The sequence below is a fragment of the Ramlibacter sp. MAHUQ-53 genome, from assembly GCF_052600055.1.
Genome location: NZ_JBQWTS010000005.1, coordinates 67,038 through 83,889, shown reverse-complemented (window position 1 = coordinate 83,889; position 16,852 = coordinate 67,038). Strand labels below are relative to the sequence as shown.

Here is a 16,852-nt window from a genome sequence, read left to right as displayed (position 1 = left end):
TTAATTCTTGAACGGGAAGCGGAAGCCGGCGAGGAGCGCCTTGCACTCGTCGTCGGTCTTGGCCGTGGTCGTGATGCTGATGTTCAGGCCACGCAGAGCATCCACCTTGTCGTACTCGATTTCGGGGAAGATGATCTGTTCCTTGACGCCGATGTTGTAGTTGCCACGGCCGTCGAACGAGCGGCCGGAGATACCACGGAAGTCACGCACGCGCGGCAGGGCCACGGTGACGAAGCGGTCCAGGAATTCATACATGCGCTGGCCGCGCAGGGTGACCATGGCACCGATGGCCTGACCTTCGCGGATCTTGAAGCCGGCGATGGCCTTCTTGGCCTTGGTGACGACGGGCTTCTGGCCGGCGATCTTGGTCAGGTCGCCCACGGCGTGGTCCATGACCTTCTTGTCGGCGACGGCTTCCGAGACACCCATGTTCAGGGTGATCTTGGTGATGCGCGGCACCTCCATCGGGGACTTGTAGCCGAACTTGGCGGTCAGCTCGGGGACCACCTTGTCGAGGTAATGCTGCTTGAAACGTGCCATGGTCATGCCACCTTGATTTCTTCGCCGGAGGACTTGAACACGCGCACGCGCTTGTCGCCCTCGACCTTGATGCCCACGCGATCGGCCTTGCCGGTGGCGGGATTGAAGATCGCCACGTTGGACTGGTGGATCGGCATGGACTTCTCCACGATGCCACCGGTGGTGCCCTTCATGGGGTTCGGCTTGGTGTGCTTCTTCACCAGGTTGATGCCTTCGACGACCACATGGGAGTCGTCCTTGCGCAGCACCACCTTGCCACGCTTGCCCTTGTCACGGCCCGCGAGGACGATGACCTCGTCGCCTTTGCGAATCTTGTTCATGTCTTCCTCTTACAGGACTTCAGGGGCCAGGGACACGATCTTCATGAACTTCTCGGTACGCAGTTCACGCGTCACGGGGCCGAAGATGCGGGTGCCGATGGGCTCCAGCTTGTTGTTGAGCAGCACGGCGGCGTTGCCGTCGAACTTGACCAGGGAGCCGTCGCCACGGCGGATGCCCTTGGCGGTGCGGACGACCACAGCGCTGTAGATCTCGCCCTTCTTGACGCGACCACGCGGAGCGGCTTCCTTGACGGTCACCTTGATGATGTCGCCCACGCTGGCGTAGCGACGCTTGGAGCCACCGAGCACCTTGATGCACAGGACGGACTTCGCGCCCGTGTTGTCGGCGACTTCGAGCCGGGATTCAGTTTGGATCATTTCAAATATTCCCAACTTGTACCCGGCAGGCAGGATGCCCACCGAGTCAGTCTTGGGCCTGTCGTTGCCAACCCGGACAATCCGGTTCAGCTTCGCATAGGCAGAAGCTCGCCAAAGAAAGGCGAGCCCGCGATTATGACTCATTGATTGGCGCTGTCAACCCCCTGACGAGCCCGGCCTCTCACGAGGCTATCTATGTGAGCAATCACTCTCCGGAATCAGCTTCTGAGATCGGGCTAGACTTGCCGGATGACCGACAACGCCCCCCTCCCGTCCCAGCAGCCACTGGCCTTCATCGGCGGCGGCAACATGGCCAGCGCCATCATCGGCGGCCTGATCCAGCAGGGCCTGCCGGCCTCGGCCATCGAGGTGGTGGAGCCGTTCGAGCCGACCCGCCAGCGCCTGAAGGACCTGTTCGGGATCGAGGCCCGGGCCGAGGCCGGGCCCGCCCTGCAGCGCGCCGGGCTGGTGGTGTGGGCGGTCAAGCCCCAGACCTTCAAGGAGGCGGCCGCCCAGGTCCGCCCCCACCTGGCGCAGGCCCTGCATCTGAGCGTGGCCGCCGGCATCCGCTCGGACAGCATCGCTGCCTGGCTGGGTACCGAGCGCATCGTGCGCTCCATGCCGAACACGCCGGCCCTGGTCGGCCAGGGCATGACCGCCCTGTTCGCCCGCACCGCGGTGACCGCGGACGACCGCAGTCTGGTCGAACGCGTCATCGGCACCACCGGCGAGTACCTGTGGGTGGATGGGGAGGCGAAGCTGGACGCGGTGACGGCGCTGTCCGGCTCCGGCCCGGCCTATGTCTTCCTGTTCCTGGAGGCGATGATCCAGGCCGGTGCCGAGATGGGGCTGGACCGCGACCAGGCCAAGCGCCTGGCGATCGCCACCTTCGCCGGCGCCTCCACGCTAGCACGCGACTCGCAGGAGCCGCCCGAGGTGCTGCGCGAACGCGTGACCTCCAAGGGCGGCACGACCTATGCCGCGCTCACCTCGATGCAGGCCGACCAGGTGCCCCAGGCCTTCATCAAGGCCATGCACGCGGCCTGCCGCCGGGCGACCGAGCTGGGCAACGAGTTCGGCAAATGAATTGACGCCGGGCGACCGGCGCCCCTTCACGCCGCCAGCGCGTACCCGGCCACCACGCCGGAGAAAACCGCCGCCCCCACCCAGTGGTTCAGGCGAAAGGCCTTGAAGCAGCCCTCGCGGGTGCGGTGGCGGATCAGGGTGAAATGCCACAGCACCTGAGCCGCTGCCGCGGCCAGGCCGAGGGCCAGGGGGCCCGCGGCCACCCGCGGCCACAGCACCGCGCCCCACAGCGCCAGGAACGCTGCGTAGCAGGCCATGATGACCGCCACGTCGGCCTGGCCCAGGGTGATGGCCGAGGTCTTCATGCCGATCTTCAGGTCGTCGTCGCGGTCGACCATGGCGTACTCGGTGTCATAGGCCAGCACCCAGAACAGGTTGCCGGCCAGGAGCACCCAGGCCACGGCCGGCACCTGCGACTGCACCGCGGCGAAGGCCATGGGGATGCCGAAGCTGAAGGCCACGCCCAACACCGCCTGCGGCATGGAGACGTAGCGCTTCGCGAACGGGTAGGCCAGCGTGACGGCCAGCGCGGCGAAGGACCAGGCGATGGTGGCCGCGTTGGTGGTGAGCACCAGGCCGAAGGCCGCGAGCGCGAGCACCGCGCCCACCGCCAGCGCCTCGCGCGGCGAGACCTTGCCGGAGGTGACGGGGCGCTGCGCGGTACGCTTGACGTGGCGGTCGAAGTCGCGGTCGGCGACGTCGTTGACGCAGCAGCCGGCGCTTCGCATCAGGATGGTGCCCAGGGTGAAGACCGCCACCAGATGCCAGCCCGGGAAGCCCCCGGCCGCGACCCACAGGCCCGACAGCGTGGGCCACAGCAGCAGCAGCCAGCCCGCCGGACGGTCCCAGCGAATCAGGTCCAGCCACAGGCGCAGGCGGGCGCCGGGCGCGGGCGGCAACGCACCAGCCTGCATGTCAGCCCTCGAGGATGGAGCGCAGCATCCAGGCCGTCTGCTCGTGGATGGTCAGGCGCTGCGTGAGCAGGTCGGCGGTGGGCTCGTCATTGGCCTGGTCGGCCAGCGGGAACAGCTCGCGCGCGGTGCGCGCCACGCCCTCGTGGCCCTTGACCAGGATGCGGACCATTTCCATCGCCGCCGGCGGGTGCTCGGGCGCGTCGGGCAGGCTGGTGAGGCTGCCGAAGACCGAGTAGGCGCCGGGCGCGGCATGGCCCAGCGAGCGGATCCGCTCGGCGATGGGGTCGACCGCGTTCCACAGCTCGGTGTACTGCTCCATGAACATCTGGTGCAGCGAGTTGAACATCGGACCGCGCACGTTCCAGTGGAAATTGTGCGTGGTCAGGTACAGGGTGAAGGTGTCGGCCAGCAGGCGCGACAGGCCCTGGGCGATGGCGCTGCGGTCGGCCTCGCTGATGCCGATGTTGATGGCGGGAACGTTGCTCGAGCTCATGGTTTCTCCTCGTGGTGCGACGACGGGGGATCGAATGTAGCGGCCTGCGGCGAAGGCGTCACGACAGGCGCTTGACGCCGGGCAACTCGCACGCATAAATCGCGTTTCGCAGCGCGGCGATGGCCTCGTAGCGGGTGAAGCTGCGGCGCCAGACGAGCACGACACGGCGCGTCGGCACGTCACCGTCGAAGGGGATGTACTTGACGTAGGCCTGGTCGTCCCGGCGCCGGCGGCCCCGCGCCGCGAGCGCCTCCTTGGGCACGGACAGCCGAGGCACCAGGGTCACGCCCATGCCCGCGGCCACCATGTGCTTGATGGTCTCCAGCGAAGAGCCCTCGAAGCTGCGGCGGATGCCTTCGGCATCACTGGAGAAGCGGGCGAACTCGGGGCAGACCTCGAGCACATGGTCGCGGAAGCAGTGGCCGGTCCCCAGGAGCAGCATGGTTTCCTGCTTCAGCTCCTGCGGGGTGATGGCGCTGCGCCCGGCCAGCGGGTGGGTGCTGGGCACGGCGGCCATGAAGGGCTCGTCGTACAGCGGCGCGACGGCCAGGCCGGTGTCGGGGAAGGGCTCGGCCAGGATGGCGCAGTCGATCTCGCCGGTGCGCAGCATCTCCAGCAGGCGCACGGTGAAGTTCTCCTGCAGCATCAGCGGCATCTGCGGCGTGCGGTCGATGGCCTGGCGCACCAGGTCCGGCAGCAGGTAGGGGCCGATGGTGTAGATCACGCCCAGGCGCAGCGGCCCGGCCAGCGGGTCCTTCCCGCGCTTGGCGATCTCCTTGATGGCGGCGGCCTGCTCCAGCACGCTCTGCGCCTGGCGCACGATCTCCTCGCCCAGGGGCGTGACCGAGACCTCGTTGGCGCTGCGCTCGAACAGCTTGACCTCCAGCTCCTCCTCCAGCTTCTTGATCGCCACCGACAGCGTGGGCTGCGAGACGAAGCAGGCCTCGGCGGCCTTGCCGAAATGCTTCTCGCGGGCGACGGCGACGATGTATTTCAGTTCGGTGAGCGTCATGAGGTCAGAAGCTGCTTGTCAGGCCTTCAGGTACTCGGATTTTCCACCGAGCCAGCGCGCAACGTGGCGTTCGGCGAGGTCGGGGTGGCGATCCAGCATCACCGGGGCGAGTTCGCGCACCATCTCCAGCAAGGCGCGGTCGGCCTCCAGGTCGGCGAAGCGCAGGAGCGGCGCGCCGGACTGGCGGGCGCCGAGGAACTCGCCCGGGCCGCGGATCTCCAGGTCGCGGCGTGCGATCTCGAAGCCGTCGTTGGTTTCGGCCATGGCCTTGAGGCGGGCGCGGGCGGTCTCGCCCAGGCGGCCGTTCTCGCCGGGCGAGTACAGCAGCACGCAGGCCGAGGCGGCCGCGCCGCGGCCGACCCGCCCGCGCAGCTGGTGCAGCTGCGACAGGCCGAAGCGCTCGGCATGCTCGATCACCATCAGCGAGGCGTTGGGCACATCGACGCCGACCTCGATCACGGTGGTGGAGACCAGCACCCCCATCTGCCCGCCCTCGAACAGCGCCATCACCGCCTTCTTCTCGGCCACCGGCATGCGCGAATGCAGTAGGCCCACCATCACGCCGGGCAGGGCCGCGGAGAGGTCCTGGTGGGTGGCGGTGGCATTGGTGAGGTCCAGCGCCTCGCTTTCCTCGATCAGGGGACAGACCCAGTAGACCTGGCGACCCTGGTCCAGCTGCGAGCGAATGCGCTCGACCACCTGCTCCCGGCGGCTGTCGGCGATGACCTTGGTGACGATGGGCGTGCGCCCCGGCGGCAGTTCGTCGATGGTGGAGACGTCCAGGTCGGCGTAGTAGCTCATGGCGAGCGTGCGCGGGATCGGCGTGGCGGACATCATCAGCAGGTGCGGCTCCTGGCCCTGGGCCTGCATCTTCGAGCGCAGCGCAAGCCGCTGCGCCACGCCGAAGCGGTGCTGCTCGTCGATGATGGCCAGCGCCAGGTTGCGGAACTGCACCTGCTCCTGGATCACCGCATGCGTGCCCACCACCAGGGCGGCCTCGCCGCTGGCGATGGTCTCCAGCATCTGCGTGCGCTCCTTCTTCTTCTGGCTGCCGGTGAGCCAGGCCACGCGCTGGCCGCGCGGCGCCAGCAGCGGCTCGAGCCAGCCGATCAGCTTGCGGAAATGCTGCTCGGCGAGGATCTCGGTGGGCGCCATCAGCGCGCACTGCCAGCCGGCGTCGATGGCGATGGCGGCGGCCAGGGCGGCAACCACGGTCTTGCCCGAGCCCACATCCCCCTGCAGCAGCCGGTGCATGGGCACCGGGCGCCCGAGGTCGCGGGCGATTTCCTCGCCCACGCGGCGCTGGGCCGAGGTCAGCGAAAAGGGCAGGGCCGCCAGCAGCTGCTCGTGCAGGCCGCCCGGGTTCACCGGCAGCGGCGGCGCGCGCAGGGCGTCGCGCTCGCGCTTGCTTTGCAGCTGCGACAGCTGCTGCGCCAGCAGCTCCTCGGCCTTCATGCGCTGCCAGGCCGGGTGGCTGCGGTCCTCCAGGGCCGCCAGCGCGGTGTCGGGGCCCGGGTGGTGCAGGAAGGCCAGCGCCTCGCGCAGGTTCCAGCCGCGGGCCAGGCCGAGGCGATCGGCGGCGCCGGGCGGGAAGGTGTCGGACAGGTCGGCCCGCGACAGGCCCGAGACCACCGCCTTGCGCAGGTAGGCCTGGGGCAGCGCCGCGACGGTGGGATACACGGGGGTGAGGGCCTCGGGCAGTGGCGCTTCGGCCGGCCGCGTGACCGGGTGCACCATCTGCCAGCCGAAGAAGCCGCCCCGCACCTCGCCGCGCGCGCGGATGCGGGTGCCCACGGCCAGCGCCTTCTGCTGCGAGGGGTAGAAGCTGAAGAACCGCAGCTGGCAGGTGTCGCCGCCGTCATCCAGGGTGACCAGCAGCTGGCGGCGCGGCTTGTAGGCGATCTCGCAGGCCGTGACCGTGCCCTCGACCTGGACGGACTCGCCCTCCCGCGCATCACGCAGGCGGGTGATGCGGGTCTCGTCCTCGTAGCGCAGGGGGATGTGCAGGGCCAGGTCGATGTCGCGCGCCAGGCCCAGCTTGACCAGGGCTTTCTGCGGGGCCGACAGGGGCTTGGTCTTTGTGATGTGGGCCCCCGCGCTCGGCACTTCGTGTCCTTCGCTGCCCCCCGAGGGGGTGCGAACTTGCTTGGGGCGGCCCGGCGCTGCGTTCATGTGACAATTCTGCATCTCCCTCCCCTCTTTCTTGGAACGGGCCCGTCCGGCCCTCAAGCAATGCGCAACTTCACCGTCGGCGACTTCGATTTCGCCCTGCCTCCCGAGCTGATCGCCCAGCACCCCGCCGAAGAACGCAGCGCCTCGCGCCTGCTCGATGGCACCAGCCCCGACCCCGCGCTCCCTGCCGACCGCATCTTCCGTGACCTGCCCTCGCTGCTGCGCGAAGGCGACCTGCTGGTGTTCAACGACACCCGCGTCGTCAAGGCCCGCCTGTTCGGCGAGAAGCCCACCGGCGGCAGGCTCGAACTGCTGGTCGAGCGCGTCCTCACCGGCCACGAGGTGGTGGCCCACATGAAGGTGAGCAAGAAGCCGCCCGTGGGCACCCGGCTGCGCATGGTCGGCGGCTTCGAGGCCACCCTGCTGGGACGCTGGCCGAACGAGGACGGCCCCCTGTTCCGCTTCGAGTTCTCCGGCGAGCCCTACCAGCTGATGGAGGCCAACGGACATGTGCCGCTGCCGCCCTACATCGAGCATGCCGACAGCGCCGAGGACGAGAGCCGCTACCAGACCGTGTTCGCGAAGAACCCGGGCGCGGTGGCCGCGCCGACCGCGGCCCTGCATTTCGACGAGCCGCTGCTCGACGCCCTGGAGGCGCGCGGCGTGCGCCGCGCCAGCGTGACTCTGCACGTGGGCGCGGGCACCTTCCAGCCGGTGAAGGTGGACAACATCGCCGACCACCACATGCACAGCGAGCGGTATGACGTGCCCGAGGCGACGCAGGCCGCCATCGCCGCGACCCGCGCGCGCGGCGGCCGGGTGGTCGCGGTGGGCACGACCACGGTGCGCACGCTGGAGTCCTGGGCCCGCGAGGGCCAGGCCCGTGGCGACACCAGCATCTTCATCACGCCGGGCTTCGAGTGGCGGGTGGTGGACCTGCTGGTGACCAACTTCCACCTGCCCCGCTCCACGCTCATGATGCTGGTCAGCGCCTTCGCCGGCTACGACCGCATCATGGCCCTGTACCGCCACGCGATCGCGCAGCGCTATCGCTTCTTCTCCTACGGCGACGCCATGCTGCTGGCCCGCACCGACCACGCCTGACCCCATGCTGCAATTCGAACTGCTCAAGACCGAGGGCCTCGCGCGCCGCGGCACGCTGACCCTGAACCACGGCGTGGTTCAGACGCCGATCTTCATGCCGGTGGGCACCTACGGCACCGTCAAGGGCGTGACGCCGCGCTCGCTCGAGGAGATGGGCGCGCAGATCATCCTGGGCAACACCTTTCACCTGTGGATGCGCCCGGGCCTGGACGTGATGAAGCAGTTCGGCGGCCTGCACCGCTTCGAGCAGTGGCACAAGCCGATCCTCACCGACTCCGGCGGCTTCCAGGTGTGGAGCCTGGGCGAGATGCGCAAGATCAGCGAGGAGGGCGTGAAGTTCGCCTCGCCCGTCAACGGCGACAAGCTGTTCCTCACGCCCGAGATCTCGATGCAGATCCAGACCACGTTGAACAGCGACATCGTGATGCAGTTCGACGAGTGCACGCCCTACGAGGTCAAGGGCCGCCTGACCACCGAGGCCGAGGCCCGGCATTCGATGGAGCTGAGCCGCCGCTGGGCCCTGCGCTGCAAGGCCGAATTCGCACGGCTGGAGAACCCCAACGCGCTGTTCGGCATCGTCCAGGGCGGCATGTTCGAGCACCTGCGCCAGGAGTCGCTGGACGCCCTCGTGGAGATGGACTTCCCCGGCTACGCCGTCGGCGGCGTGAGCGTGGGCGAGCCCAAGGAGGACATGCTGCGCATCATGGCCCACACCCCGCACCGCCTGCCCGCGGACAAGCCGCGCTACCTCATGGGCGTGGGCACGCCCGAGGACCTGGTGGACGGCGTCGCCAGCGGCGTGGACATGTTCGACTGCGTGATGCCCACGCGCAATGCGCGCAACGGCCACATGTTCACGCGCTTCGGCGACCTGAAGATCCGCAACGCCCGGCATCGCAGCGACGAGCGCCCGCTGGACGAGACCTGCACCTGCTACGCCTGCAAGGGCGTGACGAACCCGGACGGCACGGTCTCCGGCGGCTTCTCGCGCGCCTACCTGCACCACCTGGAGCGCTGCGGCGAGATGCTGGCCCCCATGCTGGCCAGCATCCACAACCTGCACTACTACCTGAACCTGATGCGCGAGGTGCGCGAGTCGCTGGATGCCGGGCGCTTCGCCGCCTACGCCAGGCAGTTCCGCGAGGACCGCGCGCGCGGCGTCTGACGGCGGCGCCGCCCCGGCGCCACGGCGCGGCTCACACCAGCAGCGCCACCACGTACACGCCGACCATCATGAAGGCCAGGACGACCTTGGCCAGCAGCCCCAGCATCAGCCCCACCCAGGTGGCGGCGCCGACCTTCATCGCGCCGACATGGTCCCGCCGCGCCAGCCACTCGCCGATGGCGGCGCCCACCAGCGGCAGCACGAACACCCCCACCAGCCCCATGAACAGGCCCAGCACGGTGCCGATCGCCGCGCCGGAGACGGCCTGCGGGCTCGCGCCTGCCCGCCGCGCGCCCCAGGATGCGGACACGTAGTCCAGCACCCAGGACAGCACCGCGAGCACGGTCACGACGACGAGGGCGAGGCCGCCGACGCGGGTGAAGCCGTCGATCCACGCGCCCAGGACGATGCCCGCCAGCACGAACGCCGTGCCAGGCAGCGCCGGCAGCACGGTGCCGGCCAGGCCGGCGACGATCAGGGCGAGGCTCACGAGCCACCAGGCGGTGTCGGCCATGGCGCGGGTCAGTGCGGCTCGGTGAAGACGGTGAGGACGCCGGTGTAGCCGTACAGGTGGTGGCGGGCGATCTCGCCGGCGGCGAAGAAGCCCACCAGGGGCACGTCGCCCAGCGCATGGCGCACCACCTGCAGCTCGGCGCTCGGGCCGCCGAAGTGCGCGCCGCCGCGACCGGTGCAGCTCACGTAGACGGCCCCGGCGATGCGGCGGGCCGGCGACGGCGCGGAGAGCGCGTCGGGCGACGCCAGCGCCGCGGCCAGGGGCTGGCCCATCTCCTCGGGCTCGAGCTCCTCGCGGATCTCGGCGCAGATGCGCACCAGGTCCGCGCGGGCGGCCCGCGCATGGCGCTGGCAGAACGCCATGGGCATGCCGGCCTCGACCTGGTCGGCCACCGCGACGCCGCGGCGGCCCGGGTCCAGGCCGATGATGTGGCGCACCCGCACGTCGGGCCCGAAGCTGCCGGTGCGGCCGACCGCGTCCGCGCCCGCGGAGGTCAGGCCGACCAGGGTGGCGCGCAGCGTGCCCATGGCCTTCTGCGGCTCGTCGAGGGAGATGCCGAGGTCCTCGAGCAGCAGGTCCAGCGCGGGCTGGTCGTCGAGGGTGAGGATGACGTTGCCTTCGGCCCGGGTGATCACGCGCTGGCGCGTGACCGGCTGGCAGCCCTGGGTGACGCGCGAGACCACGCTCACGCCCTCGCCGAAGGCCACGCCGGACAGGCCGCCGCTGAAGACGCCGCCGGCCGCGCCCTGCCCGCGCAGGTTGCCGTTGCCGCCGACGGCGAATTGCACGGCCTCGGTGCGGCTGGAGGACAACCCGCCGAACAGGTAGCCGCTCGCCGTGCGCCCGGCCATCTCGGCCACCAGGTCGGCGACATCGGGCGTGCCGGGGTCGGCATGCACCAGCGCCGTGTGCGGCTCGAAGGCCAGGCCCAGCGGCGCGACGCCGGAGAACACGCGGTACTGGTCGGCCGGCAAGGCGCACAGCATCACGGCCACGGCCGGCTCGTCGAAGTACTCGGCGTTGTTGGCGCAGATGCCCACGCCCACGGTGCCGGCCCAGTCCACCACCTCAGGCAGCTCGGCCTGCAGGTGGTCGAGGATCTCGCGCGCGTGGGCGGCGTAGTGGTCGGTGATGTACAGGAGCCCCAGCGTCGGGGCGCTCGCGTACTCGGGCAGGGCCATCTGCGCGCGAAGCTGCGCCAGCACCAGCCCGACCCCCATGGGCCACTGCGGGTGGGTGGCATGGCCGAAGGGGAACAGCGTCATCGCAACGGTCCGGGAGGGCGCATCAGCCGCGGTCGCCGCCCGCGGGCTTGCGCGGGGCGGCCTTGCGGGCGGGCGCCTTGCGAGCCGCCTTCTTCGCCGGGGCGGCGGCCTGCGCGGTCTCGGCGGACTTCTGGGCGACATCCTGCAGGGCGGTGGCGGCGATGTGCTGGAATTGCTGCGTCAGCGAGCCCCACCACTGCATCGGGTCGACGACGGGACCGGCGGCCGGCGCGGCGGCGGCCTTGGCCTTGCCCGCCGCCTTGCGGGGCCGCGCCTCGGCGGCGGACTCCTGCGGCGCGGGCGCCGGGGCCGGGGCGGCCGCCGGTTCGGCGGCCCCGGGCCGCAGCTTCAGGGATTCGGCCAGGTCGGCCATGCTGCAGTTCATGCCCTGGAGCGTGGCCAGGGTCATCCTCTGCACCTCCAGCGCCTGGATGGTCGCGGCCAGCGCCTTGGAGTTCTGCTCCAGCCAGAAGTGGACCGCGCGCAGCTCCTGGATGCGCTTGTCGAGTTCCTCGACGTTGAGCGTGGGCGCGACCCAGCTCGAAAGATTGGGCATCTGGGGCAGGGCCTCGGTAGCGCCCTTGGCCAGGTTCTGCAGGAAATCGAAGCCGGGCACGAGCTTGGCGAAGCCCTGGTGTTTTGAATCGCTCATCGAGGGCACTCCGGGAGTTCGCAACGAGCTTATCAGGCTGCGACCGCACGGGCCATGCCGCGAAACGCGCAGGGGCCTGTGCGCGACGCAGGCCTCAGTGCCGGTGCGTACCCGGGTGCGCGCCGGCGGGGTGGTGCGCCGGCGCCTCGGCGCCACCGGGGGCGCGCACGGCCACCGGCACCTGCAGCTCGAGCCGGCGCTCGGCGCCCCGCGCATCGCGCAGCACCAGGGTCAGCGGCACGCGGGTCTCGGCCTTCAGCGGCACCTTGAGCTGGGTCAGCATCAGGTGGTGGCCGCCGGGGCGCAGCTCGACGGCCTGGCCGGCGGGCAGGGCCAGCGAGGGCAGGGGCCGCATGCGCATGATGTCGCCGTCCATCTTCATCTCGTGGATCTCGGACACGCCCGCCACCGGGGTGCTCACGCCCACCAGGGTGAGCGACTCCGCCGCGGTCAGGCGCATGAACGCGCCGGTGCCGCTCTGGCCGGGCACGGCGGTGCGGATCCAGGCGCCGTCGACCTGGAGGCCGGGGACCTGGGCGAAGGCGGAGGCGGCCGCCAGGGCCAGGGACGTGGCCAGGCCACGCAGGAACAGGGGCTTCATGGGGATCTCCTGGGGGAAATGATCAATGCGCGTGGGCGCCCGCGCCGCCGGCGGGCAGGATGTCCAGGGCCGGGGCCGGGGATTGCAGGGCGGAGGCCTTCTGGCCGGGGCCGGGGACCTGCACCCAGTCGTGGCGGCCCTGGACGCACACCTGGCGCACCGGCCAGTGCAGCGTGCCGGCGGCCTCGGGCAGGCGGGCCTGCAGCACGAACTCGTCGTAGTGCGCGGCGTCCAGCATGTCCTCGGGGGTGCGGGCGGTCCAGGTGATGCGCACCACATCCTCGGCGACCGGCTTGCCGTGGTTCATGTACGGGGCGGCGAGCACGGCGCGCTCGATGGCGACCTGCCAGCCCGGGCGCGGCATGGGGCGCGCGCCGCGCACCCCGGCAGGGATCTCGACGATGACCTGGCGGGTCGGCGAGTCGCCGCAGCCATGGCTGATGCGGAAGGCGGCCTTGTAGGTGGTCCCGGCCAGGGCGGCGGGCCACTCGAGGGTGACATGGGCGCGGGCGGGCAGGCCCGCCAGGGTGGCGGAGGCGACGGCGCACACCAGGGCGGCGCGCGCAGGAAGGCGATGGATCATGGAACGGAAACGGTCTCGGCGGGGGCAGGCGGTCCTGCCATCCCTCCACGGAACGGGCCGCGGCGCACCGGGCGCGCGCGGACGAAGGCTCAGGCGTGGAGGGCGGCCGGCGGGCCGCGCGCCGGCAGGGGCGCATGGGCGGCGCGCGTGACGGGGGCCGGCGTCCCCCACCCCGGCTCGCCGCCGGTGGGCACGGCACCGGCGGCCACCGGCGCGGCGACGGGCAGCGGGCCGGCCAGCGGCTGGCACAGGGGGCACTGCATCGCCGCGGCCCCGGCCGGGGCGTCGGCATCGCCGGCCTGGAGCTTCATGGCGCCACCGGCGCACACGACCTCCAGCACCTGGGGCTGCACCGCGGGCGCGGCGACCGCGACGCCCAGCGCGAGCAGCCACGCGGCCAGCACCAGGCGGGCAAAGCGGGTCATGTCACGCAGGGATCGCATGGGTGCGGATTATCCCCGAGCCCCCGCCCGGCTTCAGCGGAAGCGGGCGTGGGCCTCGCGCAGCTCCGGGCTCATGGGCAGGGACAGGCCCTTGCGCGCCAGCGGGTTCGGGCGCACCAGCCACTTGTCATGCAGTTCGGCGAAGCGGCCGCTCGTGACCAGGTGGGCGAAGCTGGCGTCGACCAGTTGCTGCAGCTTCGGGTCCTGCGCGAAGGCAATGGCGATGGGCTGCGGAGCGATCGGCGTGGGCAGCAGCCGGAAGCTGGCGGCGTCGGGCAGGTCGGCCACCGCGCCCCGCAGCAGCACCTCGCCGCGCGCCCAGGCCGCGGCCTGCCCCAGGCGCAGCTTCGAGAGCGCGTCGTCGGCGTTGAGGGCGCGCACGATGCGCAGGTCCAGCGCGTTGTCGCGGCTGTACGCCTGCATGATCCCGTCGGCCGGGGTGCGTCCCAGCACCACCACGGTCTGGCCCCGCAGGTCGCTCAGGGTGGTGAAGGGGTGGGGATGGTGCGTGAGCAGCTTGACCGTGGAAATGAAGATCGGCGCCGAGAAGCTCATGACCTGGCGGCGCTCGGCGGTGTCGGTGACGCTGGCGCACAGCAGGTCCACGGTGCCGGCCTGTACCGCGCGGTTGAACTGGTCCGACGCCACCGGGATCAGGCGGGTGCGCAGGTCGAGGCGCGCGAGCTCGAGCTTGATGCGCTCGGCGATGACGGCGCACAGGTCCAGGCTGAAGCCGGCGGGGCCGTCGGGCCCCTTCGCCGAGAACGGCGGCGCGCCCTCGCTGTAGCCGATGTTGATCTGCCCCCGCTCGGCGATGCGCCGGAGCACGTCGGGCGATTGCGCCTGCGCCGGCAGGCACAGCAGGGCGAGCGCCGCGAACAGCAGGCGGGCCACGGAGGATGCGAAGGCATTCATGGTCGAAGTTCAGAGGTCTTTGGTTTGATTCTGTTACGGCACCCCCACCCGCCACAAGCCACCGTCGTGCCCGGGCCACGCGCGTCGGCCGCCTCCTACGCAGGGCGGCGCTCTCCAGAGGCGCCGTCCGGCCGTGGCGGTTGCTAGGGTCGTCCGGCATGACGGCCTGCCTGGACTTCCTCTGCCCCGCCTGCGCGCTGTTCCTCGACTTCGACGGCACGCTGGTGGACATCGCCGACCACCCCGAGGCCGTGGTCGTGCCCCGGGGGCTGGTGGACACGCTGGCGCGCACCCAGGCCTGCCTCGGGGGCGCGGTGGCCGTCGTGAGCGGCCGGCCGATCGCCCAGATCGACCGCTTCCTCGCGCCGCTGGTGCTGGGGGCGGCCGGGGTCCACGGCGCCGAGCGCCGGCGCGCCGACGGCAGCCTCACCGGCCTGCCGCCGCCGCCGCTGGCGCGCCCGCTGGAGGCGGCGCAGGCGCTGCAGCGGGCCTACCCCGCCCTGGTGGTCGAGTCCAAGCGGGCCTCGGTGGCCCTGCATTACCGGCGCGCCCCCGAGCTGGAGCCGGTCTGCATGGCGGCCATGCAGGATGCGGTGGACCACTGCCCCGGGCTGGCGCTGCTGCAGGGGAAGATGGTGGTCGAGGCCAAGCCGGTGGAGGCCACCAAGGGCCGCGCCATCGAGGCCTTCCTCGAGGAACCGCCGTTCCAGGGCCGGCTGCCGGTGTTCATCGGCGACGACGTGACCGACGAGGCCGGCTTCGCCGCGGTCCAGCGCCTGGGCGGGCTCGGCGTCAAGGTCGGCGAGGGCACCAGCATGGCCACGCACCGCCTGGCCGACCCGGCGGCCATGCGCGGCGCGCTCGAGGCGGCCCTGGCCCACGCGGCGGGGAGCGGGCGATGACCGCGACGCCCTCCCTGAACCTGGGCGTGGTCGGCAACTGCGCGTACTCCGCGCTGGTCGACACGTCCGGCGCCGTGGTCTGGTGCTGCCTGCCCCGCTTCGACGGCGACCCGGTGTTCAACGCCCTCCTCGACCCGGGCGAGAGCGGCAGCCTCTGGGCCTTCGAGCTGGAGGACTTCGCCCGCAGCCTCCAGCGCTACGAACCCAACACCGCGGTGCTGCGCACCGAGCTGTACGACCGCCAGGGCCAGGGCATCGCCATCACCGACTTCGCGCCGCGCTTCGTGAACCGCGGACGCATGTTCCGCCCGCTCACCCTGGTGCGCCGGGTCCAGGTGATCGGCGGGTCGCCGCGCCTGCGCGTGGTGCTGCGCCCGCGCTTCGACTGGGGCCGCAACCTGCCCCAGATCACCCAGGGCAGCACCCACATCCGCTATGTCGGCACGCACGGTGCGCTGCGCCTGAACAGCGACGCGCCGCTGTCGTACATCCTGGCCGAGTCGTTCTTCGTGGCGGACCGGCCGATGAACTTCATCCTCGGCCCCGACGAGACCCTGCTGACCGGTATCGAGGACACGGCCCGCGGCTTCGAGCAGGAGACGCTGGCCTACTGGCGAGGCTGGTCGCGCGCGCTGTCGCTGCCGCTGGAGTGGCAGGACGCGGTGATCCGCGCCGCCATCACGCTCAAGCTCTCGCTGTTCGAGGACACCGGCGCCATCGTCGCCGCGATGACCACCAGCATCCCCGAGGCGCCGAACAGCGGCCGCAACTGGGACTACCGCTTCTGCTGGCTGCGCGACGCCTTCTTCGTGGTGCGCGCGCTGAACGGCCTGTCCGAGGTGGCGACGATGGAGGACTACCTGCGCTGGCTGCAGAACGTGGTGGTGCGCTCGCGGGGCGGGCACATCCAGCCCCTGTACGGCATCGGCCAGGAGACCACGCTGCCCGAGTCGGTGCTGCCGCACCTGCCCGGGTACCGCGGCATGGGGCCGGTGCGCGTGGGCAACCAGGCCGCCGAGCACTTCCAGCACGACGTGTACGGCAACATCGTGCTGGGCGCGGCGCAGGCGTTCCACGACCACCGCCTGTTCCGCCGCGCGGGGCGCGCCGAGTTCGGCGCGCTCGAGGCGGTGGGCGAACAGGCCTGGAGCGTGCATGACCAGCCCGACGCCGGCATGTGGGAGCTGCGCACCCGGGCGCGGGTACACACCTCCTCGGCGCTGATGTCCTGGGCCGCTTGCGACCGCCTGGCCAAGGTGGCCCACACCCTGGGGCTGCCCGAGCGGGCGGCGTTCTGGCGCGAGCGGGCCGGGGTGGTGCGCGAGCGCATCCTGCGCGAGTCCTGGAGCGAGGAGCGGCAGGCCTTCGCCGAGAGTTTCGGCGGGCGCGACCTGGACGCCAGCGCGCTGCTGATGGCGGAGGTCGGCTTCATCGACCCGCGCGACCCGCGCTTCATCTCGACGCTGGACGCCCTGGAGCGCTCGCTGTGCGACGGGCCCTTCATGCGCCGCTACGAGGCGCCCGACGACTTCGGCCGGCCGGAGACCGCCTTCAACATCTGCACCTTCTGGCGCATCGACGCGCTGGCCCGCATCGGCCGGCGCGAGCAGGCGCGCGAGATTTTCGAGCTGATGCTCGCCAGCCGCAACCCGCTGGGCCTGCTGTCCGAGGACACGCACGCGGGCACCGGCGAGATGTGGGGCAACTTCCCCCAGACCTACTCCATGGTCGGCCTGATCAATGCCGCGGTGCGGCTGTCGACCTCCTGGGACGCGGTGATCTGAAACCGAGGG

At 71.3% G+C, this 16,852-nt stretch carries 19 protein-coding genes; 5 read left to right on the top strand and 14 right to left on the bottom strand.

What is annotated here, in order from left to right:
* Genes rplE through rplN form a run of 3 tightly spaced genes read right to left on the bottom strand, consistent with a single transcriptional unit; the run spans position 1 to position 1,238 of the window.
* Entirely contained in the window at positions 1–540 is a 540-nt protein-coding gene (gene rplE / locus ACT80S_RS09255) for a 50S ribosomal protein L5 (RefSeq protein ID WP_377415553.1), read from the bottom strand.
* Between the two features lie 2 nt (positions 541–542).
* A complete protein-coding gene (rplX, locus tag ACT80S_RS09250) occupies positions 543–860 on the bottom strand; it encodes a 50S ribosomal protein L24 (RefSeq protein WP_377415341.1) in 318 nt (105 codons plus the stop codon).
* A gap of 9 nt (positions 861–869) precedes the next feature.
* Entirely contained in the window at positions 870–1,238 is a 369-nt protein-coding gene (gene rplN, locus ACT80S_RS09245) for a 50S ribosomal protein L14 (RefSeq protein ID WP_377415340.1), read from the bottom strand.
* Between the two features lie 249 nt (positions 1,239–1,487).
* Between rplN and proC the strand changes: the two genes are divergently transcribed.
* Positions 1,488–2,324, top strand: a complete 837-nt coding sequence (proC, locus tag ACT80S_RS09240) for a pyrroline-5-carboxylate reductase (protein WP_377415339.1) — start codon at positions 1,488–1,490, stop codon at positions 2,322–2,324.
* A gap of 26 nt (positions 2,325–2,350) precedes the next feature.
* On the opposite strand, the gene ubiA is transcribed toward proC, so the two are convergent.
* The 4 genes from ubiA to recG are packed head-to-tail and all read right to left on the bottom strand — an operon-like array spanning position 2,351 to position 6,915.
* Positions 2,351–3,238 carry a 4-hydroxybenzoate octaprenyltransferase gene (gene ubiA / locus ACT80S_RS09235; RefSeq protein ID WP_377415338.1) on the bottom strand — a complete coding sequence of 296 codons (888 nt, stop codon included), beginning with the start codon at positions 3,236–3,238 and terminating at the stop codon, positions 2,351–2,353.
* Position 3,239: 1 nt separating this feature from the next.
* Positions 3,240–3,731 (bottom strand): Dps family protein, encoded by a 492-nt coding sequence (locus ACT80S_RS09230; RefSeq protein WP_377415337.1) that lies wholly within the window; start codon positions 3,729–3,731, stop codon positions 3,240–3,242.
* A 58-nt stretch (positions 3,732–3,789) separates the two neighbouring features.
* Entirely contained in the window at positions 3,790–4,743 is a 954-nt protein-coding gene (locus ACT80S_RS09225) for a LysR substrate-binding domain-containing protein (protein ID WP_377415336.1), read from the bottom strand.
* An 18-nt stretch (positions 4,744–4,761) separates the two neighbouring features.
* Positions 4,762–6,915 carry an ATP-dependent DNA helicase RecG gene (recG, locus tag ACT80S_RS09220; protein WP_377415335.1) on the bottom strand — a complete coding sequence of 718 codons (2,154 nt, stop codon included), beginning with the start codon at positions 6,913–6,915 and terminating at the stop codon, positions 4,762–4,764.
* 60 nt (positions 6,916–6,975) lie between these two features.
* Here recG and queA point away from each other — a divergent pair, with 60 nt between their 5' ends.
* Both queA and tgt read left to right on the top strand, forming a co-directional pair.
* Positions 6,976–8,019 carry a tRNA preQ1(34) S-adenosylmethionine ribosyltransferase-isomerase QueA gene (gene queA / locus ACT80S_RS09215; RefSeq protein WP_377415334.1) on the top strand — a complete coding sequence of 348 codons (1,044 nt, stop codon included), beginning with the start codon at positions 6,976–6,978 and terminating at the stop codon, positions 8,017–8,019.
* Positions 8,020–8,023: 4 nt separating this feature from the next.
* A complete protein-coding gene (gene tgt, locus ACT80S_RS09210; RefSeq protein ID WP_377415333.1) occupies positions 8,024–9,184 on the top strand; it encodes a tRNA guanosine(34) transglycosylase Tgt in 1,161 nt (386 codons plus the stop codon).
* A 31-nt stretch (positions 9,185–9,215) separates the two neighbouring features.
* Here the strand turns inward: tgt and ACT80S_RS09205 are convergent, their stop codons facing one another.
* The 7 genes from ACT80S_RS09205 to ACT80S_RS09175 form a co-directional block, all read right to left on the bottom strand.
* On the bottom strand, positions 9,216–9,698 hold the full coding sequence (locus ACT80S_RS09205) for a DUF456 domain-containing protein (RefSeq protein WP_377415332.1): 483 nt from the start codon (positions 9,696–9,698) through the stop codon (positions 9,216–9,218).
* Positions 9,699–9,706: 8 nt separating this feature from the next.
* Complete coding sequence (locus ACT80S_RS09200; RefSeq protein ID WP_377415331.1) at positions 9,707–10,963, bottom strand: FIST signal transduction protein; 1,257 nt, start codon at positions 10,961–10,963, stop codon at positions 9,707–9,709.
* Positions 10,964–10,985: 22 nt separating this feature from the next.
* On the bottom strand, positions 10,986–11,615 hold the full coding sequence (locus ACT80S_RS09195; protein ID WP_377415330.1) for a PhaM family polyhydroxyalkanoate granule multifunctional regulatory protein: 630 nt from the start codon (positions 11,613–11,615) through the stop codon (positions 10,986–10,988).
* Between the two features lie 94 nt (positions 11,616–11,709).
* Complete coding sequence (locus ACT80S_RS09190; RefSeq protein WP_377415329.1) at positions 11,710–12,216, bottom strand: copper chaperone PCu(A)C; 507 nt, start codon at positions 12,214–12,216, stop codon at positions 11,710–11,712.
* Between the two features lie 22 nt (positions 12,217–12,238).
* Entirely contained in the window at positions 12,239–12,799 is a 561-nt protein-coding gene (locus ACT80S_RS09185; RefSeq protein WP_377415328.1) for a YcnI family copper-binding membrane protein, read from the bottom strand.
* A gap of 89 nt (positions 12,800–12,888) precedes the next feature.
* Positions 12,889–13,242, bottom strand: a complete 354-nt coding sequence (locus ACT80S_RS09180) for a hypothetical protein (RefSeq protein WP_377415327.1) — start codon at positions 13,240–13,242, stop codon at positions 12,889–12,891.
* Between the two features lie 33 nt (positions 13,243–13,275).
* On the bottom strand, positions 13,276–14,157 hold the full coding sequence (locus tag ACT80S_RS09175; RefSeq protein WP_377415326.1) for an amino acid ABC transporter substrate-binding protein: 882 nt from the start codon (positions 14,155–14,157) through the stop codon (positions 13,276–13,278).
* Between the two features lie 158 nt (positions 14,158–14,315).
* Here ACT80S_RS09175 and otsB point away from each other — a divergent pair, with 158 nt between their 5' ends.
* Entirely contained in the window at positions 14,316–15,059 is a 744-nt protein-coding gene (otsB, locus tag ACT80S_RS09170) for a trehalose-phosphatase (protein ID WP_377415325.1), read from the top strand.
* Positions 15,056–16,843, top strand: coding sequence for a glycoside hydrolase family 15 protein (locus ACT80S_RS09165; protein WP_377415324.1), 1,788 nt, complete (start codon positions 15,056–15,058; stop codon positions 16,841–16,843). Before otsB ends, ACT80S_RS09165 begins: the two co-directional genes overlap by 4 nt.
* The last annotated feature ends 9 nt before the right edge of the window (positions 16,844–16,852 follow it).

Coding starts and splice junctions, on each gene's coding strand:
- ACT80S_RS09200 (WP_377415331.1), bottom strand. CDS start 10,963: ATGACGCTGTTCCCCTTCGGCCATGCCACCCACCCGCAGTGGCCCATG.
- ACT80S_RS09180 (WP_377415327.1), bottom strand. CDS start 13,242: ATGCGATCCCTGCGTGACATGACCCGCTTTGCCCGCCTGGTGCTGGCC.
- ACT80S_RS09225 (WP_377415336.1), bottom strand. CDS start 4,743: ATGACGCTCACCGAACTGAAATACATCGTCGCCGTCGCCCGCGAGAAG.
- ACT80S_RS09190 (WP_377415329.1), bottom strand. CDS start 12,216: ATGAAGCCCCTGTTCCTGCGTGGCCTGGCCACGTCCCTGGCCCTGGCG.
- otsB (WP_377415325.1), top strand. CDS start 14,316: ATGACGGCCTGCCTGGACTTCCTCTGCCCCGCCTGCGCGCTGTTCCTC.
- queA (WP_377415334.1), top strand. CDS start 6,976: ATGCGCAACTTCACCGTCGGCGACTTCGATTTCGCCCTGCCTCCCGAG.
- ACT80S_RS09165 (WP_377415324.1), top strand. CDS start 15,056: ATGACCGCGACGCCCTCCCTGAACCTGGGCGTGGTCGGCAACTGCGCG.
- ACT80S_RS09175 (WP_377415326.1), bottom strand. CDS start 14,157: ATGAATGCCTTCGCATCCTCCGTGGCCCGCCTGCTGTTCGCGGCGCTC.
- ACT80S_RS09195 (WP_377415330.1), bottom strand. CDS start 11,615: ATGAGCGATTCAAAACACCAGGGCTTCGCCAAGCTCGTGCCCGGCTTC.
- ACT80S_RS09205 (WP_377415332.1), bottom strand. CDS start 9,698: ATGGCCGACACCGCCTGGTGGCTCGTGAGCCTCGCCCTGATCGTCGCC.
- ACT80S_RS09230 (WP_377415337.1), bottom strand. CDS start 3,731: ATGAGCTCGAGCAACGTTCCCGCCATCAACATCGGCATCAGCGAGGCC.
- proC (WP_377415339.1), top strand. CDS start 1,488: ATGACCGACAACGCCCCCCTCCCGTCCCAGCAGCCACTGGCCTTCATC.
- tgt (WP_377415333.1), top strand. CDS start 8,024: ATGCTGCAATTCGAACTGCTCAAGACCGAGGGCCTCGCGCGCCGCGGC.
- recG (WP_377415335.1), bottom strand. CDS start 6,915: ATGAACGCAGCGCCGGGCCGCCCCAAGCAAGTTCGCACCCCCTCGGGG.
- rplX (WP_377415341.1), bottom strand. CDS start 860: ATGAACAAGATTCGCAAAGGCGACGAGGTCATCGTCCTCGCGGGCCGT.
- ubiA (WP_377415338.1), bottom strand. CDS start 3,238: ATGCAGGCTGGTGCGTTGCCGCCCGCGCCCGGCGCCCGCCTGCGCCTG.
- rplE (WP_377415553.1), bottom strand. CDS start 540: ATGGCACGTTTCAAGCAGCATTACCTCGACAAGGTGGTCCCCGAGCTG.
- ACT80S_RS09185 (WP_377415328.1), bottom strand. CDS start 12,799: ATGATCCATCGCCTTCCTGCGCGCGCCGCCCTGGTGTGCGCCGTCGCC.
- rplN (WP_377415340.1), bottom strand. CDS start 1,238: ATGATCCAAACTGAATCCCGGCTCGAAGTCGCCGACAACACGGGCGCG.